General features: G+C 42.3%; 11 protein-coding genes and 3 pseudogenes. 8 read left to right on the top strand and 6 right to left on the bottom strand.

Features of this window, described 5'->3' with window-relative positions; translation table 11 throughout:
* Window positions 1-36: 36 nt before the first annotated feature.
* Both FD724_RS10165 and FD724_RS10160 read right to left on the bottom strand, forming a co-directional pair.
* On the bottom strand, window positions 37-4848 hold the full coding sequence (locus FD724_RS10165; protein WP_179072529.1) for a non-ribosomal peptide synthetase: 4812 nt from the start codon (window positions 4846-4848) through the stop codon (window positions 37-39).
* Window positions 4849-9129, bottom strand: coding sequence for an SDR family NAD(P)-dependent oxidoreductase (locus tag FD724_RS10160; RefSeq protein WP_179072528.1), 4281 nt, complete (start codon window positions 9127-9129; stop codon window positions 4849-4851).
* A 458-nt stretch (window positions 9130-9587) separates the two neighbouring features.
* Between FD724_RS10160 and FD724_RS10155 the strand changes: the two are divergent.
* Window positions 9588-10561: pseudogene (locus FD724_RS10155) on the top strand (transposase).
* Window positions 10562-11117: 556 nt separating this feature from the next.
* Here the strand turns inward: FD724_RS10155 and FD724_RS10150 are convergent.
* Entirely contained in the window at window positions 11118-12338 is a 1221-nt protein-coding gene (locus FD724_RS10150) for an ISAzo13 family transposase (protein ID WP_179072527.1), read from the bottom strand.
* Between the two features lie 266 nt (window positions 12339-12604).
* Here FD724_RS10150 and FD724_RS10145 point away from each other — a divergent pair, with 266 nt between their 5' ends.
* The 5 genes from FD724_RS10145 (at window position 12605) to FD724_RS10130 (ending at window position 19921) form a co-directional block, all read left to right on the top strand.
* A complete protein-coding gene (locus FD724_RS10145) occupies window positions 12605-14098 on the top strand; it encodes an alpha-amylase family glycosyl hydrolase (protein ID WP_256874517.1) in 1494 nt (497 codons plus the stop codon).
* Between the two features lie 59 nt (window positions 14099-14157).
* Window positions 14158-14322 carry a hypothetical protein gene (locus FD724_RS40315; RefSeq protein ID WP_218651514.1) on the top strand — a complete coding sequence of 55 codons (165 nt, stop codon included), beginning with the start codon at window positions 14158-14160 and terminating at the stop codon, window positions 14320-14322.
* A gap of 87 nt (window positions 14323-14409) precedes the next feature.
* Window positions 14410-14595 (top strand): hypothetical protein, encoded by a 186-nt coding sequence (locus FD724_RS10140; RefSeq protein WP_179072526.1) that lies wholly within the window; start codon window positions 14410-14412, stop codon window positions 14593-14595.
* A gap of 641 nt (window positions 14596-15236) precedes the next feature.
* Window positions 15237-18872 carry a pyruvate:ferredoxin (flavodoxin) oxidoreductase gene (gene nifJ, locus FD724_RS10135; RefSeq protein ID WP_179072525.1) on the top strand — a complete coding sequence of 1212 codons (3636 nt, stop codon included), beginning with the start codon at window positions 15237-15239 and terminating at the stop codon, window positions 18870-18872.
* 17 nt (window positions 18873-18889) lie between these two features.
* Window positions 18890-19921, top strand: coding sequence for a dihydroorotate dehydrogenase-like protein (locus FD724_RS10130; RefSeq protein ID WP_179072524.1), 1032 nt, complete (start codon window positions 18890-18892; stop codon window positions 19919-19921).
* Between the two features lie 39 nt (window positions 19922-19960).
* On the opposite strand, the pseudogene FD724_RS10125 reads toward FD724_RS10130, so the two are convergent.
* Window positions 19961-20596, bottom strand: a pseudogene (locus tag FD724_RS10125) (RNA-guided endonuclease InsQ/TnpB family protein); the annotation flags it as partial.
* Between the two features lie 16 nt (window positions 20597-20612).
* On the opposite strand from FD724_RS10125, the gene FD724_RS10120 reads away from it, so the two are divergent.
* Window positions 20613-21443 carry an IS5 family transposase gene (locus tag FD724_RS10120; RefSeq protein WP_179072523.1) on the top strand — a complete coding sequence of 277 codons (831 nt, stop codon included), beginning with the start codon at window positions 20613-20615 and terminating at the stop codon, window positions 21441-21443.
* Window positions 21444-21502: 59 nt separating this feature from the next.
* Here the strand turns inward: FD724_RS10120 and FD724_RS10115 are convergent.
* Window positions 21503-22105, bottom strand: a pseudogene (locus FD724_RS10115) (RNA-guided endonuclease InsQ/TnpB family protein); the annotation flags it as partial.
* A gap of 86 nt (window positions 22106-22191) precedes the next feature.
* Between FD724_RS10115 and tnpA the strand changes: the two are divergent.
* Window positions 22192-22572, top strand: coding sequence for an IS200/IS605 family transposase (tnpA, locus tag FD724_RS10110; RefSeq protein ID WP_218651532.1), 381 nt, complete (start codon window positions 22192-22194; stop codon window positions 22570-22572).
* A 261-nt stretch (window positions 22573-22833) separates the two neighbouring features.
* On the opposite strand, the gene ppsA is transcribed toward tnpA, so the two are convergent.
* On the bottom strand, window positions 22834-25275 hold the full coding sequence (gene ppsA, locus FD724_RS10105) for a phosphoenolpyruvate synthase (protein ID WP_179072522.1): 2442 nt from the start codon (window positions 25273-25275) through the stop codon (window positions 22834-22836).
* Between the last annotated feature and the right edge of the window lie 98 nt (window positions 25276-25373).

The raw sequence follows: 25373 nt of genomic DNA, 5'->3' as shown, positions 1-25373 counted from the left end.
AACAGAAACCTACTTTCTAGATGTGAACGACTTTATTTAATTAATTTCTGCTAGCAGTTCGTCCAAAGCTTCTTGGCTAAACTCAACTTCTGGGAAATCAGAAGGAGTATAACCACCTGCCTCTGGAGTTAAGCAGTGGGCAATAATAGTTTCTAAGGTTTCTATATACTCATTAGCGAGATTTTCTACAGTGGCCCAGGAATGAAAATGCTCGCTATATTGCCACTCTAATTTCAACCTCCCTTCAACAACTAATCCATTCACAGTTAACAAATGGCGGCGCTGTCCTTTGGGGCTGTGAATGGAACCGCTAGACTCTTGGGCATATTTCCATCCAAGGGTTGCTAACTGCGTTTGATCGAATTGACCTAAGTAGTTAAAGCTCACCTCAGCTTTGGGGAACACTTGTAATTGATTGCGATCGCTCTCATCCGGGCTAAGATATCGCCAGATGCCATAACCAATACCCCTGTTGGGAATACGTCGCAGTTGCTCTTTTACCGACTTGAGAACCTCTCCGGGATCATTGCGATCCTCAAGTTTTAAGAGAACGGGGAATATACTAGTAAACCAGCCTACCGTGCGGGACAAGTCCACATCCTCAAACAAGTCCTCTCGTCCGTGACCTTCTAAGTCAATCAGTAGGGAGTAAGAACTTGTCCAACGAGTGAAAGTTTGCACCAATGCCGTCAGCAGGACATCGTTAATTTGGGTGTTGTAGGCTCCGGGGACATCGTGCAACAGGGCGCGAGTCTGTTCTACACTCAGGTAGACAGATACAATCCGACTAGAAGCTACAGTGTTATCTTGAGCAACAGCAGCATAATCCAACGGTAAATGAGCAATTGGGAACCGCATTGAGTCCAGCCAATAATTTAGCTGTGAATGGAGTTCTTGACTGCGGGCATAATCCTGCAATCGAATTGCCCAATCCTTAAAGGACGTGGTTTTTGTAGGTAGTTGGATAGTTTTGCCAACTTCTAATTGTTTGTATGCCTCAGATAAGTCTTCTAGCAAAATCCGCCACGAGATGCCATCGACAGCCAAGTGATGGATGACGATGAGTAAACGTCCGGGAGAATTGCCTAAGTGAAACAGAACGACCCGCATCAGCGGCCCATCTGCTAAGTTCAGCGTGCTTTGTGTTTCGTCCGCTTTTGCTTCAATCGCCTTTAACCATTCTGCTGGGGGCAGATATGACAAATCTGTAATGCCCAACGATACATCGCTTGCATCACTGTTGTACTGCTGCCATTGCCCCTCCTGCTGCACAAACCGCAGTCGTAAAGCATCGTGATGGGAGAGTAACTTTTGTAATGCCTGCTCTAATAATTCCGGTTGCAAATTTGCGGGAACTTCTAGCAGGAAGGATTGGTTAAAGTGATGAGGTTCCGGCAGATTTTGCTCAAAGAACCAGTGCAGAATCGGTGTTAGAGGGACAATCCCTGTAACTAAACCTTGTTCTGATTGAACCGAGCTAATTATACCAGCAACAGGAGCTAATTCAGCAATTGTTTGGTGTTGAAATAGTTGTTTTGGAGTAAGTTTGAGTCCAGCTTGATTAGCTTTAGCAATAATTTGCATACTAATGATCGAATCCCCACCCAATTCAAAGAAGTTGTCGTGGATGCCGACTTGTTTTAGGACTAAAATATCCCGCCAAATCTTTGCCAAGACTTCTTGAGTCTGGGTGTGGGGAGAGACAAAGCCAGTGGATTCATCGGACTCGAACTCCGGTACTGGTAATGCCCGACGATCTACTTTCCCGTTGGGGGTAATCGGCAGAACTTCTAGAATTGTGAAGGATGCAGGAACCATGTAACTGGGGAGCTTTGACTTGAGAAACAGGCGTAGCTCATTACTGGTTGGCTGTGTCAGTTCTGGGATGATATATGCTGCCAAACTCTTCACACCAGGTATATCTTCTCTAGCGATCGCAACAGCATCCCGTACCTGGGGGTGTTGAGTCAAAATAGCTTCAATTTCCGAAAGTTCAATACGGAAGCCGCGAATCTTCACTTGGTGATCAATGCGACCCAAGAATTCTATATTGCCATCAGCTTGGTAGCGAACCAAATCGCCCGTCTTATACAAGCGATCGCAGTTTTCTGTTTCCCCCTTGCCCCCTGCTCCCTGGTTACTGAGCGCAGTCGAAGTATGCCCCCTGCTTCTTTGAAAAGGGTTACGAATGAAGCGTTCTGCGGTTAGGTCGGGACGGTGGAGATAACCCCGTGCCAAACTCTCACCGCCGATGTGCAATTCGCCTATGACACCAATGGGTACAGGCTGTAATCGGGAATCCAGTACATAAACTTGGGTGTTTGCGATCGCTCGCCCGATCGCAGGTGGTAAGTAAGCTTGTTGTCTTTTCGGAACATTACCGGAGGTTGCGACTACAGTATTCTCTGTTGGCCCATAATTATTCACCACCTCAAAGGGATGAGAAACCGAAGGATATTGATGAAGTTGATCTCCACCCGTGAGCAAAGTTCGCAAAGCAGCATTGGCCGGCCAATTTAATGACAGAACTTTCTCGGCCATTGGTGTCGGGAGGAAGCTAATGGTTATTGCCTTTGACAACAGCCAATCTCGCATTTGCTCAGGGTAAAGCCGGGTTTCATCATCGGGAAAGTGAATACTAGCTCCCGCCGTCAGATAAGGCCAGATTTCCCAACCACAAGCGTCAAATGCTACTCCAGCAACTTGTGTTACTCGGTCAAGGGACGACACGGCAAAAGCTTGTTGATGCCAAAAGACGAGATTTAATAATCCTCGATGTTCAATTTGCACTCCTTTGGGTCTGCCGGTAGAACCAGAGGTGTAAATCACATAAGCTAGATTGTCAGTTGTGACTGTGTGAGGTAAATTCTCTGCGATCGCGCTGAAGGTTGCGCTATCAAGACAAACTACCTGCGCTTGATGTGGCGGCAGCGTTGTCACCAGACTTTCCTGTGTCAGCAGCACCGATACCTGAGCATCTTCTAGCATGAACGCCAATCGCTCTTGGGGATATGCTGGGTCAAGGGGTAGGTATGCTCCACCAGCCTTGAGAATGCCCAGCAATCCTACCAACATTAAGAGCGAACGCTCAATGCAAATTCCTACTAAGATTTCTGCACCCACACCTAAAGTTTGCAAATAATGCGCCAACTGATTCGCGCGATCGTTCAACTGTTGGTATGTGAGGGACTGATTCTCATAGACTACTGCGATCGCATTTGGTGTTTTTTCTACCTGCTGCTCAAATAACTCATGGACGCATTTACTCTTAGAATAAGGCGTATGAGTATCATTCCACTCCACTAACAACTGATGTCGCTCTGTTTGTGTCAGCAGTGGTAATTCACCAATGGCTTGATTCGGATTAGCAATAATCGCTGCTAACAAAGTCTGGAAATGACTTGTCATCCTTGCAATCGTATCTGGCTCAAATAGGTCGCTGTTATATTCCCACGAACCGATCAGTCCCGCTTTTGTCTCCCAAACGGCCAAGGTCAAATCAAATTGAGATGTGCCCCGTTCTACAAATTGAGGAGTCAGGGTGACATCGGGCAATTCTAATGTATCCAACAAGAAATTCTCTAAGACAAACACCACTTGAAATAGGGGATTGTAGCTGAGAGAACGTTCTGGTTGCAAAGCTTCTACCACTTGTTCAAAGGGGACATCTTGGTGAGTGTAAGCGGACGTTGCAACTTGTCGCACTTGAGAGAGAAACTCATTGAAACTGGGATTTCCTTTGATCTGGTTACGCAGTACCAATGTATTGACAAAAAAGCCAATCAATGATTCTATTTCTCTGCGGTTGCGATTGGCAATGGGGCTACCAATGCAGATATCATCTTGACCACTGTAACGAAACATTAAAACGACGAAAGCCGCCAGTAGGGTATGAAATAGGGTAGCTCCTGACTGTTGGCTGAAGGTTTTGATTTGCTTGCTCAAATTCTGGTCAATTTGAAATTCCTGGGTAGCACCACAGAAAGTCTGAACGGCGGGGCGTGGTTTGTCTGTGGGTAGTTCTAATAAGGGTGGCGCATCGGCTAACTGTTGCTTCCAGTAATTTAGTTGCTGTTTTTGAATTTCCTCAGTCAACCACTGTCGTTGCCAAACTGCAAAATCAGCATACTGGATGGGCAACTCAGCCAGAAGCAAAGGGGAATTAAGAGTAAAGCCTCGGTAGAGAGTGGACAACTCTTGGATGAATATCCCCATTGACCAGCCATCCGTGATTATGTGGTGCATGATCAATACCAGGATATGGGACTCCGATCCCAGGCGCAGTAAAGTAACCCGCAATAAAGGGCCATTACTCAAATCAAAAGGTTGGCGAGCTTCCTTGGTGACAATCTGTTGTACTTCTGATTCTTCTATACCTTGAAAGTCTAAAATTGGCATTGCCAACGCCAAGCTAGGAGAAATTACTTGCACGGGTTTCCCATCCACTGCGGGAAATGTTGTCCGTAAAATTTCGTGACGACGGATGATTTCGTTGATACTTTGCTGTAGAGCTTCTACGTTGAGTACACCTGCAACGCGCAGCTGTAAACCCTCGTTATAAAAGGGGCTTTGGCTTTCTAATTGATAGAGAAACCACATCCTCTGCTGGGCAAATGATAAAGGCAAGTCTCCAGAACGCTTTATAGATAGTATTGGCTCAAAGGAAGAGTCTGTTGCAGTCTGAGCTTCTTCTAGAAAAGCCAGGATTTCTGATTTGCGCCCTAGCAGTTGGTTTTTGAGGTCTGGGTTCATCACTCCCTTGGGAGCGCGATAGTTTAACTGGCCGCCTTCCAGCCAAATTTTTATACCTAAACTATTTAAATAAGATACAAATTCTATTATTGTCATTTATAGTACGCCTCCCTCATATTCTTTTTCTGCGTCATCCATAGCTGCATTCCACTTGGTGACGACAGTTTGTAACGCCTCAATACTTTCTCCCAAACCAGCTACAGTCGGGGATGCAAAAAAGCGATTTGGCGACAATTCAACAGAAAAAGTCTCGCGCAACCGAGAAATGACTTGGAAGGCTAGCAAAGAATTTCCTCCCAGTTCAAAGAAGTTGTCGTGAATGCCGATTTGGGGTATTCCTAAAACTTCTTGCCAGGTTTGAGCTATTTGCCGTTCCGTTTCGTTTCGGGGAGCGATCGCTTCTGTACGAGTCATCCCCCTAGCCAATAATTCTCGATTAATTTCGCCGCTAGCAGTGAGGGGCATTTGTGATAGTTGCACGAAGTCACAGTTGACAGTTGTTGTGAAGCGATCGCGCACTGTAAAATCTGATAATTCTGGTACGGCAGCACCGTTACTCGTAGTGAAATAGGCAGTTAATTTCTGTAACCCTGGAAACTCCGAGGTAAAACGCCGAATTTTGGCATTACTGCCATCTAAACCGACTATCAGCTGTGCTTGGTCATGATATAAACCAGCCAAGAAGGAATACAACCCTTGTTGCAGGCTCATCTCATAAAAGCCTTGAGCGTGGGTGATTTCTTGCCTCTGATAACCCTTGTTGATCCCTGTATCATGCCAAATTGTCCAAGCAAAGCAATAGCTGTGCAACCCACCAACAGAACGTTGGTATTGATTAAAGCTTTCCAAAAAATTGTTAGCAGCAGCATAAGCGGAAATGGTAGCGCCACCAAAGAAACTTGCTAAAGACGAAAAGCTAATGAAAACCCCCTGTCCTTGCTTCTCTAAAACTTGATGCAGTACCCAAGCACCTAAGACTTTGGGACGTAAAATTGCAGCTAAACTCTCTGGTGTTTCATCCACTAACATTTGTTCGTGATAAGTTCCCGCCAGATGAATCACCCCATCTAACTGACTTCCCCAGTTAGATTTGACTTTTTCTACTACTTGCTGTGTGGCTTGCAAGTCGCAGATATCCACTGCCTCATAAACCACCGCTCCAAGCTGCTTTAATTCTTGATAAGCTTTAATTTTGTCTGATATTGTTTTGGATACAATGTCTGTACTTGGAAGAGGAGTGCGACCTAGTAATAGCAATTTGGCATTAAAAAATTTAATTAGATATTTAGCAATTTCAATCGCAACACCTCCAAGTCCACCGCTAATCAGATACATTCCTCCTGGTTTAAAGGGGAGTTCCTGTTTAGGTTTGTCTTGCAGTTTGACTTTTTCCAAACCTGCAATAAAACGCTGTCCATCCCGGTAAGCAACCTCTTGCTCTTTTGATAAAACCTGGAGTTCTTGCAGAATATGGTTCCCATCTACCTGCGCCGAATTTGGTGCTAAATCGATGTGGCGACAATTTAACCAGGGTATTTCCTGGGGAATAGTTTTAACTACACCTAGAAATGGAGATTTTTCATAAGCTATCTTGTCTTTTGATTGCGTAGACTGGGTGTAGCTAGAAACAAATAATAATTGAACTAAATCTTGGGATACCTGAGTTTTTGTTAAGGCTTTGATAAGAAATAATAAACTGTAAATTCCCTGCTCTTGAGATTTTTCAAGAGCTTCTATGCTTTTGATTTCTCCGCCATATTCTTGATAATTCCACAAATGAAGAATCTGACCAATTCTCTGGTTGCCTGCCTTTATCGTCTCAAATAATCTCTGATAATGGTCTGCATTCCCAGGAGTTAAACAGAAATGATTAGAACTTTTTTTAGCAAAATCCGATGCAGTTGAGACACACAGATATGGCAGGTTTTGCTGCTGCAATTGCTGACAAATAAATGTACCTAATCCAAGCTCGTCAAGGAATACTATATTCAGACTATTTTGGGATAAAGTCTTCAAAACCTTGGCTTGCTTACGTCGCCAGACTTTTTTGTAAAACCAATCAGGAATAGTATTGGTATTGCCTAGTAAAATATCTAATCGTTTGAGAATCGGGTTAAACTCACCTGCATGGAAGCGATCGCTAAGTTGCGATCGCTGAATTTTACCAATAACGGTTTTGGGGATATCTTCTTTAGCTAATAAAATTAAATAATCAGGATTTAAGCCGATTTTGTTCACCACTGTTTGGCGAATTTTCTTTATTAGCTCTAGCAGTTTTGCTTCTTCTGTAATCGGCGAACTGAAGAAAATAGCCAGTTTCTCTGTTGCATCATCAGTATTGCACACTGCACAAGCGGCAGTGTAGGACACTTCAACTTCTGCAATTTCTTCAACTACTGCTTCAATTTCATGGCTGTAGTAGTTGGCTCCATTGATGATAATAGTTTCTTTGGCACGACCAGTAACCACCAATTGTCCGTTGGTAATAAATCCTAAATCTCCAGTATCAAACCAGCCATCTTTTAAAAAAGATTGATTGTTGGCATTGTGGTTGTTGTAATATCCTGGAGAAACTGCATCGCCTTTAACTTGCAAACGCCCTATGGTGTCTTCTCTTAATACAGAGTTTTGCTCATCTACTATGCGAATGGTAATTCCAGGAATGACTGAGCCTAAATCGGTAAAAATACTGTAATTCGGATGGTCTATGTCTACTCGTTTAATAGTACCTTGCAATATAGATTTGTCTACTCTATGGAACAACAAAGGTGCTTCCTGAAGGGGCTGATAATATGTAATTCCCGAACCCATCTCAGCCATACCAAAAGCTGGGCGAATTGCCGTTGCTTTGAGTCCATATACAACCAAGTTTTCTCGAAAATCCTCCACAGCTTTACTAGATACTGCTTCACCAGCTGTCAGTAGAAATTTCACGAACGATAAGTTCCAGTTTTGTTCTGGTTCTTGTTTGAGAGAGTCATTAACTATCGCATAAGCAAAGTTGGGTGCCCAGCTATGAGTAACCTGGTATTTATTAATTAAATCCAACCAGTTGAGAATGCGACCCAAAATATATTCTTTCTGTGCATAAACCAGCGTGCAACCTAATTCCACACCACGAATATGCCAGTCGGAAATGCTGCCAATGTGATCGAACGGCAGCCAATTCAAAATTACATCTTCTGACTCGTGTTGATTAAGTAGGTTAGCCCCTTTGGCGCGAGCAATGAGATTTTGATGAGTCAATTGAACACATTTTGGTATTCCTGTACTGCCAGAAGTCAGGTTGAAAAGAGCTACCTCATCTGGTTGACTATGGTGATATTGTTTACTGGCAGTATTGTTTTTTAATATTTCAATTGTGCCTATCTTGATGCGTTCTGTTGGTAGCCATTGCGATAGAAATTCTATCTCTGGTTTGAGAGCTTCCGTAGTTAAGATAACTGGACTATCTAAGAACTGCCAAATATGACAAAGCTTATCCACCACCTTGTTTGATTCTCTATAAGTCGGTGGCACTTCCATGATTACAGGGACAAAGCCTCCCAATATGCAGCCCCAAAAAGCGGGAATAATGTCACAGCTAAGTTCCATTTGCAATATGACTTTGTTTTTTGGCTTGAGTCCCAACTTTCTCAAACCAGCAAGAATCCGCTCTGCAACTTCCAGTAACTCAGCGTATGATTGGCGTAGTTCTGTGCCATCGGGCAACAGGTAAATAATTCCCGCACTTTTAACCTGTTGCGCGGCTGTTTGCAAAACTTCGGGCAAGGTAATAGGTGCATTGGGATCATCCGGTAGAATACCGCCGTGGCTGATGGCAAGTGGCTTTGGCTCTGAGAAATGTTGTTGTGTACTGGCTTGGGAGCCTATGGGAATTGGGGCAACGTTAGCGATGGGCAAAACCCCGCCTCCGGCGATCGCGTTCTTGTCTTGCCAATCTGGGATCAAATCCGATAAATGGAGTGAGGGGATATTCTTTCTCAACTCCTGCACCACTAACACTGCCTGTTCAATTTTGTGATGCGAGTTTAGTTGCTTTTCTACTTGCTCAATTAAACTTTCATCAACAATAGGAATGTTCATCAGAGCCAATTCGTCTACCTCTCCTGTGGCAGTTAAAGGTATATATGATACTGGTACTACGGCTTTGGGTAATAATGCTTCCCCGGACACATTTTGAAGATAAGAGCAAATTTGCTTTAGCGAGTTATTTGAGCTTGAAACAATATATGGTACAACTTCCAGTGGATATGTTTTATTCACAATCACTGTGCATTCCTTTAATGGAGCTTTCTCCAATAAAACTAATTCAAATTTAGTTTTTAGTTGTTGTATTTTCTTCAAAAATAAACTCTCTTCTTCTAAAAAATTCATTTTTTACACTCTTTACTATAATTTAAATATACTTAAAAATTACAACTTTATACTTACCAATCTATAATTTAGGCAACCGAAAAGCTCTTGTAAACACTACTCTGTTTCATATTGCAAAATATAAATTTTGCTTTTATTTTATATCAATTAATTCAGAAATAGCCTTTTTTTGTTATATCAATTTACTATAGATAATATTTAGAAAATATTGTTTTATTAAAGTACAAATTTTATGAAATTAGTCTAAATTAGTCTGTTTAACCTAAATATTTTAAATAATCTCAGTTTTGTCAATAAAATGCAATAGCAGTTAAGACAGTTAAGAAGATAATAAGGTGGACAGTTAAGACAGTTAAGACAGTTAAGACAGTTAACCCGGATTTCTCACGAAGCTGGAGAAAAGAGGAGTTAAAAACTGCCAAAATATCTATTGCACATGAATTTCAGCAGTTTTAAGCATGACCCCTCAGAAAACAGATTGTATACCGGAACAGTTCAAATTTGAACAAGTAAAGTCATGTCCAGTCGTAGTTAATTTCAAGGCTGAGACTGTAACATCAGATGCAGGGTTAACTTTAATTGCGGAGCTAGACCGGAAAAGAGGAATTACATCGCGATTAGCAAGATGTTTCAAAGATTACCGAAATATGAATAGAGTTGATCATTCAGTAAAAAGTCTAATCGGGCAGAGAATATATGGTTTGATAATGGGTTATGAAGACTTAAATGACCACGAGGAACTACGTCACGACCCAATGTTTGCTCTGGCACTAGGAAAAATAGTCGATTAATTCAGCTTTCACAATCAATTAAATACCGTGCGTCTCAAGAATATGAACAAAAACTGCAACCAGTAGTTAAGTTTTTTGAATCCTTATTGGCACCGTCACCAGATTTACACCTCGCAGCAACAGCATTTGTGAAGAATTCAGTTTGGTATTCATCGCTTAACTATAAAACTCTATATTCTTGGAGTCGAAATCGTCGGGTTGTTGCTAAAGTTGAATATAGTAATCAAGGGGTAGATACTCGTTTTGTAGTAACTTCACTAGCGATAAATAAAATCCCGCCTGGAAAACTTTATACAGAAAAATATTGTCCAAGAGGCAACATGGAAAATTGTCTCAAAGAGCAAAAACTAGAACTAAAAAGTGATAGAACAAGCACCCATACATTTGCAGGTAATCAACTACGGTTGTGGTTTTCATCTGTTGCCTATATTTTAATGAATGCTTTACGAGAGAAGTGTTTAGCCAAAACAGAACTTCAAAACGCTACTGTTGGCACTATTCGGACAAAGTTACTGAAGTTAGGAGCAACTATCACGATTAACTGCCGAAAAATCTTAATTTCAATTAGTAGTTATTGCCCCTATAAAGGAATTTTCGCTCTGGCCTACAATTATTTATCTCTCTTACCCTGTCCTGGTTAATTTTTACTTAATTGTCATCATAATGATTAGCTTACTGGGGTTGAGTTTACTGAATTTAACCCTGTTTTCGGCTGCCTAATTATTGCTAATCATAGTTTTTACTTCAGTATTTTTCGTTTTATTTGTCTTTTATTTATCTTTAAAGACTCGGATAATACGTGATTATCTTCGGTTTCTGAATTGAATCCACTGATGTATAAAATATATTTTCCTAAATTTTACTCATCTCAATGATTTTTTCGTACTTGTGAGAAATCCGGGTTTTGACAGTTAAAACAGTTAAGAAGATAATAAGGTGGACAGTTAAGACAGTTGAGCAAACATTTAACTAACCTTCATATAGGAAATTGACGGCTTTATATTAACTTCTTAAGATAGGAATCCTATTTGATTTTTGAAAGAAATTACGAGAAAATACGGTTAAGTGTACAAGTGTAAGAGTAGACAATGATAACTCAGCATCTACAAACTTCATCGCCTCGATTCGCCTTGGGATAACCTGTTCCATGCCGCAGCATCTGAGCATTAAGGAGTCAGGAAAAAATAAGTTGAACAATTAGTTGATTGTTCTTGGTTTGATCTGATAGTTCCACTCACCATGAAAAGCGTGCCGTTCAATTGCAATTGCATTCAAATCTTCAGGGCTAACTTCAATACCAGTAGGATAAAGGTTTTCATCTAGCATGGCCTGAATTTCTAAGCCGTTATTTGTGGTGGTATGAGTGATGAGATTAATCACTACTTGTAGGCTAGTTAAAGGTTTGCCCCGCCAGTTGGTCGTAATGTGACAGAACATCCGATGTTCAATTTTGTTCCACTTGCTGGTACCAGGAGGAAAATGACTTACGTGAATGGTTAAACCAGTTTCATCAGCCAAATCTTGCAATCGCAATTTCCACAGTTTAGTACGATAGCCATTAGAGCCACCACAGTCGGCGGTGAGAAGTAGATGTTTACTATCTGGGTACAAAGGTTGACCCATCTTAAACCACCAGTGACGGATAGATTCAACGGCAAATTCAGATGTATCGTGGTCAATGCCAACACTCACCCAACCTTTATTCAACGTGAGGTCGTAAATCCCATAAGGAATCGCTTTTCCTAATTTTGGGTCAACGAAATCATGTATTCGTACTTCCACTGGTTGTTCAGATGGTTGCCATTCTTGTCCAGGATTTTTAAACTCACCAATGAGTTCCTTCTTTTTTGTATCCACTGAAATCGCCGGTTGACCTAGGTTTTGGAATTGTTCAACCTGTTGATTTATGTACAAAAATTGAGCATCCCTGTCTTGATGTGACGAGCCAGCAAGGGTTTTGCGATTCGATTGTAAACTATACCCTAACCAATTTAACAAGGTATGCACTGTCCGTGAACTAACTTTGTGCCCCATTCGTTGCAATTCACTTGCCAATTTCGCTCCACTTTTGCTCGTCCAACGTAAAGGTGACTCTGGATCTCCTAATGTTGTTGGTTCTACTAAAGATTGCAAGTCTTTTACTAGGGTTAAGTCAATCTCTTCTATTAGTTTTCTTCCCCCACCAGGGCAGCGAATTTGCTCTCGATTGGCTGATTGATTTTGATTGTCTAGTTCCTTTAGCCCTACATAAATTGTCGTGCGCGATAGCCCAGTGGCAAGAGATACTTGGCTCACGCCGCCTCTTCCCAGGATTTGAGCTTCTATTGCTGCCCAAATGCGACGGGTTTTCTCATTCAGATATGGAGAAAAATATTCATACTTTGTTTTGATTGCTTCAACTATTTCTGCTTTTGACATGGGTTGCTATGCCTGCCCGTTCCCATGCTTTGATCATAGGCCTATCTTCAAAAAACGTTCAACTTATTTTTTCTTAAATCCTTAGCGATGGTAAAGAGGATACACGTCCTCTGCTGAATCGACAGCAACTGAATCTGGCCCGCCCTAATCTACCGAATGGGCAGTCTTGGCAATTTGATAAATGGGCAGAGTCGGGAGGCGATCGCTGGCAGGGTGGGACACTCAAAGGATTAGAGTCGAAACTGGATTATCTGAAGCAACTGGGCATGACGACGATCTGGGTAGGGCCAGTTTTTCAACAACGGGGTCACTTGGATAGCTATCACGGTTACGGCATTCAAGATTTTCTAGAGGTCGATCCTCGCTTTGGGACTCGCCAAGATTTGGTCAGTCTGGTCAATAAAGCCCACGAAAAGAGACTACGCATTATCCTAGATATCATTTTTAACCATTCAGGATCTAACTGGCTCTATGCTCCGGATACTCCTGGGGGAGAATTGGAACCACCTTATACGTTTGGTTGGTATCAGTTTGGCTCATGGCTAGGCGATCGCGGACAACCCATTGCGGTAAAGCCTCAAACGAGCGCAGAAGGAGTGTGGCCGAGGGAACTTCAGGAAGCAGATTGCTACACTCGTGCTGGCAAGGGAGATTTGGGGCGAGGAGACTTGGATGATCCCAATGCCGAATTCCGGCGATCGGATTTCATCACACTACGAGATTTCCAGTTGGAGTATCCCCATCTGTTAGATAACTTAGCCCGATGTTATAAATACTGGATTGCGCTGACGGACTGTGATGGCTTTCGGATTGATACACTCAAGCATGTAACCTATGAACAAGCCCGAAATTTTTGCGGAACTATTAAGGAGTTTGCAGCCAATCTAGGTAAGAGTGACTTCTTTCTAGTGGGAGAAATAGCAGGCGGAGACTATAACCAAGACCGCTATCTGGATGTGGTGGGGCAAAATCTAAACGCTGCTCTGGATATCGCCGAGATGCGGGTAAATCTTAACCTCGTTGCTAAAGGGCTGATAGATCCAAGAGACTACTTTAACGGGTTTGATCCAGGGAAAGCTGTAATGGGGTCGCATCGGAATATCGGACGGCGGCATGTTTCAATTCTGGATGATCACGATCATGTATTTGGTGAAAAAATCCGCTTTTCCAGTGAAGCTGCATCGGATCATCAGGTGATTGCCGGAGTAGCATTGCAACTGTTTACATTGGGAGTGCCCTGTATTTACGCTGGAACTGAGCAGGCATTGGCGGGGCCAGAACCGTCTGAACGGAGGTGGTTGCCCGACTGGAAGAAATCCGATCGCTATTTACGGGAGGCGATGTTTGGTCCAGAGCATCCCCGACAATCTGGTGTGGCGGGACTGCAAGCCCTCGATCAAAACTTACCTGGTTTCGGGCCATTTGGGACAGCAGGTACTCATTGTTTCGAGCCAAATCACCCTGCCTATGTCCGAATTAAGGCAATGGCAGCAATCCGTAAGCAGTTCCCAGTGCTGCGATTGGGACGGCAGTATTTGCGACCGATCGCGATTCCCTTCTTAAACTTGCCCTTTGGTGATCACGGACGGAGTGGGGAAATTATTGCTTGGTCACGGGTTTTAGATGATGAAGAGGCGGTTTGTGTGCTAAACAGTCATGGAACTGATAATCGGGGAGCAAGAGTTTTGGTGGATGCCAATCTGAACGTGATTGGAATAGGACTTACGCAAACAATAGTTGAAACCCTGATTCTCAAGTAGGGGCAATTCATGAATTGCCCCTACCGTGTGTAGTTTTGCGTAAGTCCTATGGAAGTTTAATGACGGTGATTCTGAATACGGCTGAAGTGGCAAATCTGCCGAGTTACACAGGTCCTCACAAAGTGGGATCTAAAGTGTTGGTGCAGCAAGAAGATGGGACTGCCTATGTTGAGATCCAACCGATTTCAGCATCCGAATTTTTGATTCTGACGAATTATCCCTGATCCCTGAGGTCAAGCTGAGGTTTTGCGATCGCAGATGCCAAACAACTGACTGATTTCCCACCAGGAGAATAGGAGGAAACTATGAAGGTGAACAGGAAAAACAGTTATTTTCCCTCAAACCGATTTAAATATCTAGCAAAATCATTAGGCGTGTTCATCCTGACTCTCTGTTTTGCGATCGCTGTCTTTCCCACATCAGCACAAACCAGAGTTATGCAATACCAGAAAGGTAATCCTGCTGATGTCAATCCACTCTCAATACTTTTCGGTTAAGGGGGAAAGGGGAAAGGGAAAGGGTTTGAATTTCCCTTTCCCCATTGCCCTTTAACCGAATGGCACTAAGTTAATCGCAAAGCCCTGATATAACTTGCTTTTTGAGTGTGGGGAGTGGGGGAAGTGTGGGGAGAAAGAGGAGAAATTGAATAACTGCATATCAACAAATGCTGCATTGCCTCCCCATCCTCCCACACCTCCCACACCATGCCAGCAAGGAGGTTTCAGCTTTTCTTAGTGCCATTGCCCTTTAACCTTTCCCCAGACCAAAAGAGAGATTATTGGGTTTAACCGAAAAGTATTGAATCCACTTTTATCTGGGATGGTCTATGACTTAGGCGGTGGGGGGCGTGATGTTGATCGGGCAATTCAGTGGATTGGCTTATTCGTCTCAGAAAGCTCCCTCCAGATTTAAAAACAATATGTGTATTCTGTAACTGTTTCTAATAGTCACGCCAGTATGTTCTTAGCAAAAATTTCCTGGTTAACAGCTATGTTTTCTTTGACAAAGTAAGAATTATGAGCACAAACTGAATCATAGCCAAAGGTGAGTCTTCACAAGTTTCTCAACTTCTTATCCTAATGTCAAAAGTAGATCCAGCTTAGTCATTGCTAGCCCTTAAAGACACAGGTGCAAGAAAATGAACAAGAGAAGCTTTGCAACTATAGACGGCAATGAGGCTGTTGCCCAAGTCGTCTATCGACTCAATGAAGTCATTGCGATTTATCCCATTACTCCTTCTTCACCAATGGCTGAGTGGGCAGATACTTGGGCTAGTGAAAGCAAACCCAACATTTGGGGTACTGTTCCCTCGGTGGTAGAGATGCAGAGTGAAGGAGGTGTGGCTGGTGCTGTACATGGGGCTTTGCAGACTGGTTCACTGACAACCACATTTACAGCATCACAGGGATTATTGTTGATGATCCCCAATATGTACAAAATTGCTGGGGAATTAACACCTACAGTATTTCATATTGCCGCGCGATCGCTAGCCGCCCAAGCTCTCTCTATTTTCGGCGACCACAGTGATGTCATGGCAGCGCGTGGAACTGGTTTTGCTATGCTGTGTGCCGCATCAGTGCAAGAAGCACAAGACTTTGCTTTAATCGCAACACGAGCAACCTTAGAATCACGAATACCCTTTCTGCACTTTTTTGATGGCTTTCGTACTTCCCACGAAATTAACAAAGTAGAAACTTTAACAGAAGATGATTTGCGAGAGTTCATTCCCAATGAATTAGTATTCGCCCATCGTTCACGTGCCCTCACCCCCGATAAACCCGTTTTGCGCGGGACAACACAAAATCCTGATGTTTACTTCCAAGCCAGAGAAACTGTCAATCCTTACTATCTAGCTTGTGCAGACATCACCCAGAAAGTTATGGATGAATTTGCTGCGATGACTGGGCGACAGTACCAACTATTTGAATACCACGGCGACCCAGCAGCCGAACGAGTCATTGTGCTGATGGGTTCCGGTTGTGAGGCTGTACATGAAACAGTCAATTACCTCAACGCTAATGGTGAGAAAGTAGGCGTTTTGAAAGTACGACTATATCGCCCTTATGATGCGATGCGATTTGTCGCCGCTTTGCCGGCAACTACCCGTAGCATTGCAGTTTTAGACCGCACCAAAGAACCAGGCGCATCTGGTGAACCCCTTTACCTTGATGTAGTTACAGCTTTGTATGAAGTATGGGGAGCAGGGGAGAAATTAGGATTAGATTCCCCTCTGCCCCTTTGCTCCTCGGTCACTGAGCGTAGCCGAAGTGCTGCCCCTCTGCCTAAAGTCGTCGGTGGTCGTTATGGTTTATCTTCTAAAGAATTCACGCCAGCAATGATTAAAGCTGTCTTTGATAACCTGGCTGCGGCTGAACCAAAAAATCATTTTACTATCGGCATTAATGATGATGTCACCTACACCAGTTTGAATTATGACCCTGACTTTAGTATTGAACCAGACACCACGGTAAGGGCGATTTTTTATGGTTTAGGTGCAGATGGTACAGTGGGCGCTAATAAAAACTCAATCAAAATTATTGGAGAAGAAACAAACAATTACGCTCAAGGCTATTTTGTCTACGATTCCAAGAAATCAGGTTCCGTCACAGTTTCGCATCTACGCTTTGGTTCACAATTAATTCGCTCGACCTATTTAATCAGCAAAGCTAACTTTGTTGCCTGTCACCAATGGGAATTTATTGAAAAATTTCCTATTTTGAAAGACATCGTACCAGATGGAACATTCTTAGTTAATTCTCCTTATGAAAAGGATGAAGTTTGGAATCATCTACCGCCATCAGTACAAGAACAAATTATTCAAAAGCATCTGAAATTTTATGTAATTAATGCCTATAAAGTTGTTCGTCAAGCAGGCATGGCTGGCAGAATCAACACAGTCATGCAGGTTTGTTTCTTCGCTTTATCGGGTGTACTACCACGAGAAGAAGCGATTGCAGAAATCAAAAACTCTATTCGCAAGAGTTACGGCAAGAAAGGCGACGAAATTGTGCAGATGAACCTCAAAGCAGTAGATACCACTTTAAAAAATTTGTTTGAAGTGGGGAATAGGGAATTGGGAATAGGAAATGGGAAAGGAAAACAATCTCCAATTCTTGATGCTGCACCCCCATTTGTCCGTGATGTTCTTGGTAAAATGATTGTCCGTGAAGGGGATGAACTACCTGTTAGCGCTTTACCAGCAGACGGTACTTATCCCACTGGTACAGCGAAATGGGAAAAACGTAACATTGCCCAAGAAATACCAGTTTGGGATACAGATGTCTGCATTCAGTGTGGCAAGTGCGTCATGGTATGCCCTCACAGTGTCATCCGTAGTAAAGTTTACGAACCACAGCAGTTAGAAAACGCACCATTGATGTTTAAGAGTGCCAATGCCAAAGACCATGATTGGCAAGGTTTGAAATATACTATCCAAGTGGCAGCAGAAGATTGTACTGGCTGCGGAATTTGCGTAGATGTTTGTCCGGCGAAGAATAAATCAGAACTACGCCGCAAAGCAATCAATATGGAACCGCAAAGACCATTACGCGAACAAGAACGGGAAAATTGGGATTTCTTTTTGAGTATTCCTAATCCAGATAGAAGCCATTTGAAGCTGACTCATATTAACCAACAGCAGATGCAAGAACCATTATTTGAATTTTCTGGGGCTTGCGCTGGTTGTGGCGAGACACCTTATATTAAGTTAGCAACGCAGTTATTTGGCGATCGCATGATTGTTGCCAATGCCACTGGTTGTTCTTCTATCTATGGTGGTAATTTACCTACCACACCTTGGACGCACAACGCCGCAGGACGCGGGCCAGCTTGGTCAAACTCGTTATTTGAAGATAATGCCGAATTTGGCCTCGGTTTTCGCATTTCGATTGATAAACAAGCCGAATTTGCCGCAGAATTACTCAAAGACCTGATAACAGATGTGGGTGAAGAACTGGCAAATAGTATCCTCAATGCCGAACAAAAAGATGAAGCTGATATTTGGGAACAGCGAGAACGAATAGCATTGCTGAAAAAACGATTAGATGAAATCGTCAATCATCAACCAAACCCCAATCAAAAATCAAAAATTCAAAATCTAAAATCGCTAGCTGATTATTTAGTGAAAAAGAGCGTTTGGATTATCGGTGGTGATGGCTGGGGTTACGATATCGGCTTTGGAGGATTAGATCACGTCTTAGCCAGTGGACACAACGTTAATATTCTCATTCTCGATACTGAAGTTTATTCCAATACAGGTGGACAAATGTCCAAAGCCACTCCCAAAGCCGCTGTAGCCAAATTTGCATCTGGGGGTAAAGCTGCGCCTAAAAAAGACTTGGGTTTAATGGCCATGACTTATGGCAATGTCTATATTGCCAGCGTCGCAATGGGCGCACGAGATGAACACACTCTCAAGGCATTCCTAGAAGCTGAGGCTTATCAAGGCCCATCGCTAATTATTGCCTACAGCCATTGTATTGCCCACGGGATCAACATGAGTACAGCAATGCAGAATCAAAAAGCTGCTGTCGATTCTGGTCAATGGTTGCTGTATCGGTTTAATCCAGACCGCATCAAGCAAGGAGAAAACCCACTACAACTTGATTCACGCACACCAAAGTTACCGCTAGAGCAATATATGTATCTAGAAAACCGCTTCAAGATGTTGACTAAGAGTAACGAAGAAGCGGCACAGCAATTACTTAAAGAAGCTCAAGCAGATGTGAATACCCGTTGGCAGATGTATCAATATTTAGCTGCAAGAAATTATTGAAAACTGGAGTACTCATCATGGATTTAACTACAACTTATATGGGAATGAAATTGCGATCGCCTTTTGTTCCCTCTGCATCCCCTTTATCAGAGGATATTGACAACATCCAACGCATGGAAGATGCAGGTGCAGCCGCAGTGGTGATGCATTCATTATTTGAAGAACAGTTGCGCTTAGAACGTGATGAACTCCACCATCACCTCACTCAAGGAACTGAAAGTTTTTCTGAAGCCTTAAGTTACTTCCCTAACTCAGCTAACTTTCGGGTAGGCCCAGAAACTTATTTAGAGCATATCCACAAAGCCAAGCAGAAGGTGAGCATTCCAATTATTGCCAGTCTCAATGGCTCATCTGTTGGTGGGTGGACAAACTATGCCAAACAAATTCAGCAAGCGGGAGCAGACGCGCTGGAATTGAATATTTATTATGTCCCTACTGATATGGAACTAACAAGCAATGAAATTGAGCAAACCTATATTAATATTCTTTGTGCAGTCAAAGCAGCAGTAACTATCCCCGTAGCAGTCAAACTCAGCTCGTACTTCACCAATATGGCAAATATGGCAAAACGTTTGGATGAGGTGGGTGCTGATGCTTTAGTACTATTTAACCGCTTTTACCAGCCGGATATTAATCTCAATCTCCTTGATGTTGAACCCAATGTACTGTTAAGTACACCGCAATCAATGCGATTACCTCTGCGATGGATTGCCATTCTCTATGGTCGTATTCATGCTGATTTGGCAGCAACAAGTGGTATTCAGAGGGGTGATGATGCGTTAAAAATGCTCATGGCTGGTGCCAAGATTACGATGCTTTGCTCGGCACTGTTACGAAATGGGATCAACCACATTAGAGTCATCGAGCAGGAAATGCGCGAATGGATGCAAAAACATGAATATGAATCAGTCCAACAAATGCAGGGGAGTATGAGTCAAAAGCATTGTCCAAATCCCAGCGCTTTTGAACGTGCCCAATATATGCGCTCTCTTGCCACTTATAAACCTGAATGGGCAACAATTCACGACACTTCCTATTACTTCGGGTGACATACTCGCGCTTCCTGAGTACAGGTAAGCGCGAGCTTCTCAGAGACTCTTCAATGAAGACATTATCTGAGCTTTTAAGGCGTGTGCCCCACGCGCTTTTATATTCAGGCTTGCATTCAGATCCCTACACAAACTAACCTTGCAATTAGGGCAATTATGCGTTCTTTCTGATAGTGGCTTTATTACCTTAGTGCCACAATTAGAGCATTCTTGGCTTGTGCCGTTTGGATTTACAGCAACAACTTTCAGTCCAGCGTTTTCGGCTTTGACTGTCAGTATCGAAATAAATTGTCCCCAACCAGCATCGTTTACACTTTTAGCAAGTCGTGATTTAGCCAGTCCTTTGATGTTCAGTTTTTCTACTGCGATAACATCATACTTTTTGAGTAAGTTGTTAGCAGCCTTGAAATGAAAATCTTTACGGGTATCCGCTACTTTTTTATGCTGGATACCTAACTTTATAATAGCTTTTTTACGACGATTAGAGCCTTTTTTGCGTCTTGATACTCTTCTCTGCGCTGACTTTAATTTTCGTTCAGCTTTGCGAAGATATTTTGGTGCAGCAATTCTAGTATTGTCAGAGGCAACATAAAAATCTATCAGCCCAACATCAATTCCGACAATATTAGACCTCTTGCAAAAATATTTTATGGTATGATGTAAAGTTTTGTCGCTTGAATCAATACTACTTATGCGATACGAGCAAACAAAAAAGTTATCGAATCGGCAGTTCAAACGTTTGGTCGGGGTACAACGACGTACTTTCGATGAGATGGTTAAGGTATTAGAACATACAACCAGTTTTAAGCAAACACGAGGTTATCCGAACAAGCTAGGCTTGGAAGACCAAGCTTTAGTTTGCCTACAGTATTGGAGAGAATATCGGACTTACTTCCACATTGCTAGTGACTGGCAAGTATCAGAATCAACGGTTTGCCGGATAGTACATTGGGTTGAAAGCACATTAATCAGTTCTGGAAAATTCCGTTTAGGAGGAAAAAAGTCCTTGTTGATCTCATCACAGAAACCGAAAACAGCTGTGATGGATGTAACAGAGAGTCAAATTGAACGTCCGAAACACGGGCAAAAACGCTTTTATAGTGGTAAACAAAAACGGCATACTCTCAAATCTCAATTGATAATTGACCTAACAACCCAAGAAATTCGTTGTATTGTAAACGGTTCTGGCCGCAAACATGACTACAAACTATTTGTAGAGAGTAAGGTTCGTTTTCACTCCGAAACCGAAAGCTTAGAAGACAGTGGCTACCAAGGAATTTCTAAATTACACACTAATAGTCACTTACCTCAGAAGAAACCTAAAGGAGGTAAGTTAACCAAGGAACAAAAGCAATCCAACCGCGCTTTAGCGAGTCGCCGAGTAGTGATTGAACATGTTAATCGGCGTTTAAAAGTTTTTCGGATTTTAAGTCAGCGCTACCGCAATCGTAGGAAACGTTTTGGATTGCGCTGTCATTTAATTGCTGGGATTTATAATTATGAAGTTCAAAAAGAAGCCTAAATTTCTCTTGGATTTAGTCAGCCCTCAATCATACCACAAAACTTTTTTGCAAGAGGTCTATTGTTAGTGTCAAAATCCGGTTTGACCGTCGGTACAGTTTTATCTTCTAAGCTCAGAGTTACATAATATCCATCAGCTTTTTTGGTAACAGCTACAGTTTTAATGTCAAACCCTTCCGGCATTTGACGATGAACAATTACTTTTACAGCACCTATTTTTGACAATATTATTTTATCGTTTTGAAAATGCTCCTTTTTGAATTGTGGATACGTAAAAGTTTTATACTGCCCTTTACCTTTGAGTCTAGGTTTACCGCTACGATTGCCAGTATTATCACCTTTTAGCCAACGATCAAAAGCTAATTCAACTTTTTTAGGAACTTCTTGTAGAACTTGAGAATGAATGCTTTTGTACCAAGGTCTGTCTTTTTTTAGTTGGGTTAGCGTTGCCTGTTGACTAAAGCGATTAGGCTTATCTTTTAACTCTGGGATATGACAAAGAACAAGTGAGCATCTATCTATAGGGCATCTGTTTTGCTCATACCAATCAAACCTCTGAGCAAGCTGATAATTATACTGGCATCGCAGCATATCTAATGTTTTATCAATATGCAATGCTTGTTCTTTCGTTGGTTTTAATCGGTACTGATAAGAGATTCTCACTTATTCGATCAATTAAGTGTTGCTTTTTTAGCATACACTGACTTAGGCATAATATGAAAGATGATTTTGTTTCAAAATGAAGGTCTATTAGCGACCTGAAAGTACATTTAGTGCTGGTTACTAAATATCGGCGTAAAGCATTTACATCCGAGATGCTAAGTAAACTAAATACTGTAATGCAAGAATTGCTAGAAAAGTGGGATTGTAAACTGGTAGAATTTAATGGTGAAGATGACCATGTACATTTACTTTTTCAATATCATCCAGATGTTGAATTGAGCAAATTAGTAAATAATTTGAAGTCTGTATCATCTAGAAAACTCCGGCAAGAATTTGCAGAACACCTAGAAAGTTTTTACTGGAAAGATGTGTTCTGGAGCGGTTCTTATTTTGTTGCTAGTTGTGGTGGTGTTACCGTATCAACTCTTAGAAAATACATTGAAGCGCAAGAATCACCCGCAGAATAAACGTAAGAATTTGTTCGTTTCCTCCATGTCCTCTTCCTTGATTTCGCCTACGCTCAATATCGGTCAGAGGACAGTCGTCAACTCACACAGCATTCATCCCACACTCCTAAAAGTGAGATGTGGGACTTCTGCTGAAATTAGTTAAAAGTTTAACGTGTCGCGGAAGTCCCCACCCGTGACTTCGAGTTGAGGGTGGGCATAGGGCGACGACGATTAACACATTTACCCCTGCTCCCTGCCCCCTGCTCCCCTGCCTCTTTTTCAGTTACCTTCTTCCGCACTTGCTATTTCTAAAAGAGTCTTCAATACGGAGTCAGGGTTAAGACTGATAGAATCAATACCTTGCTGAACCAGAAATTGGGCAAATTCTGGATAGTCGCTCGGTGCTTGACCGCAAATACCAATTTTACGTCCGTGCTTTTGAACTGTGGCTATGGCTTTGGCAATCATCAGCTTCACCGCTTCATTCCGTTCATCAAATAAATGCGCTACTAATTCCGAATCTCTATCTACTCCTAATGTCAATTGTGTCAAGTCATTCGAGCCAATTGAGAAACCATCAAAGATTTCACAAAACTCATCCGCTAATTCCACATTACTAGGTAACTCGCACATCACATAAACTTGTAAACTGTTTTCTCCCTGCACCAAACCATGCTTGGCCATCTCTGATAGCACACGCCGACCTTCTTTGGGAGTCCGACAAAATGGCACCATTAAAATTACATTAGTTAAACCCATGCGATCGCGCACATTTTTCATCGCTAGACATTCTAAAGCGAAGCCTTCACAATAGCGTTCATCGTAGTAGCGCGAAGCACCACGCCACCCCAACATCGGGTTTTCTTCTTGGGGTTCAAACTGCTTGCCCCCCAAAAGGTTAGCATATTCGTTACTCTTGAAGTCTGACAGGCGCACAATCACAGGTTTGGGATAAAAAGCAGCTGCGATCGTGCCAATACCTTGAGTTAGTTTATCGATAAAGTATGCTGCTTTATCTTTGTATTGGGCAGTTAACTCAGCAATCTGAGATTTGGCAAACTCATCTTCTAATTTATCAAAGTGAATTAACGCCAGTGGATGCGTTTTAATATGATTAGCAATAATAAATTCCATTCGCGCTAATCCCACTCCATCATTAGGGATATCGGCATAACTCAATGCTTCTTCTGGATTACCCACATTCATCATAATTTTGGTACGAGTGTGGGGCAAGTTTTCCAACGCTAATTCTTTCACTTCATAAGGTAATAAACCTTGGTAAACTTTGCCCGTTTCACCTTCTGCACAAGAAACAGTAATTTCTTGTCCTGTTTTCAAAACGGTGCTGGCATTACCACAACCAACTATTGCCGGAATACCTATTTCTCTAGCAATAATTGCACTATGGCAAGTACGCCCACCTTGATTAGTGATAATTGCACTAGCACGTTTCATGATTGGTTCCCAGTCAGGATCGGTGCGATTTGTGATTAACACTTCTCCACGCTGAAACTGGTCAATTTGCTGCACATCCAGAATAACTCTGGCTTTACCTTGACCAATCATTTCACCCACACTCCGCCCTGTACTCAATACTTCACCTTTTTGTTGTAATTGATAAGTGCGGAGAACATTTTTTGATTTCTGAGATTGTACTGTTTCGGGACGCGCCTGCACGATAAAAAGTTCATTGGTAATCCCGTCTTTGGCCCACTCAATATCCATTGGTGTGTAGACACCACGAACCTTTGAGTAATGTTCTTCAATCAGACAGCAAGCTTGGGCTAGTTGTAAAATTTCTTCATCACTAAGGGCATATTTTAAGCGATCGCTGGCAACAACACTGATATTTTTGGTCAATTTCGATCCGCCGACATCGTAGACCATCTTGATTTCTTTTGTACCCAGGCGCTTTTCTAAAATTGGGCGATATCCCTGCTTAAGCGTAGGTTTAAATACCAAGTACTCGTCTGGATTGACCGCTCCCTGTACTACATTTTCTCCCAAACCATAAGCAGCAGTAATCAGTGCTACATCTTGAAAACCTGTCTCAGTATCAATTGAGAACATCACACCAGATGTTGCTAGGTCAGAACGCACCATTTTTTGTACGCCTACTGAGAGGGCTATACTAAAGTGGTCAAAACCTTTGAGTTCACGGTAAGAAATAGCACGATCAGTATATATCGAAGCAAAGCATTTGTGACAGGCTTCTAGTATAGCTTGTAACCCGTGGACATTAAGGTATGTTTCTTGCTGTCCGGCAAAGCTAGCATCAGGTAAGTCTTCTGCTGTGGCACTAGAACGGACTGCAACATCTGTGTTTGTGCCATATTGTTTTTCAAGGTCTTGATAAGCTTGGGTAATTGCTTGTTGCAATTCTAGGGGAAATGGAGTTTGCAGTATTAAAGACCGTGCTTGCTGACCAATAAAATGGAGATTGTTCATATCTTCTACATTTAAATTGGCAAACAATTGCTGCAATTTAGGTTCCAAACCAGCACAAGAGATAAAGTAGCGATAAGCGTAAGCTGTAGTGGCGAATCCTGTGGGAACTTTAATGCCTTTGGGTACAAGCTGTTGAATCATTTCTCCCAAAGAAGCGTTTTTGCCACCCACTAGGGGTATATCAGCAATTCCAACTTCGTTTAAAGGTAATACCAAGTCTTTGTCTTGGGAAATTTGATGAGTAGTTTTTTGATTAACTAGTGCTTCTGGCATGGAAAATTTCCTTTTATCAAGCTAATCATGAGGGTTATAGTCGTCTCATACTTATGGTTATAGAAAGATTATTTGAGGAACTTGTGAGGGTATAGCTA

The organism is Nostoc sp. C057, assembly GCF_013393925.1.
In the GTDB taxonomy this organism is placed as follows: domain Bacteria; phylum Cyanobacteriota; class Cyanobacteriia; order Cyanobacteriales; family Nostocaceae; genus Nostoc; species Nostoc muscorum_A.
Note: the sequence above shows the minus strand (reverse complement) of the source record. Positions and strands in the feature narration are given on the sequence as shown.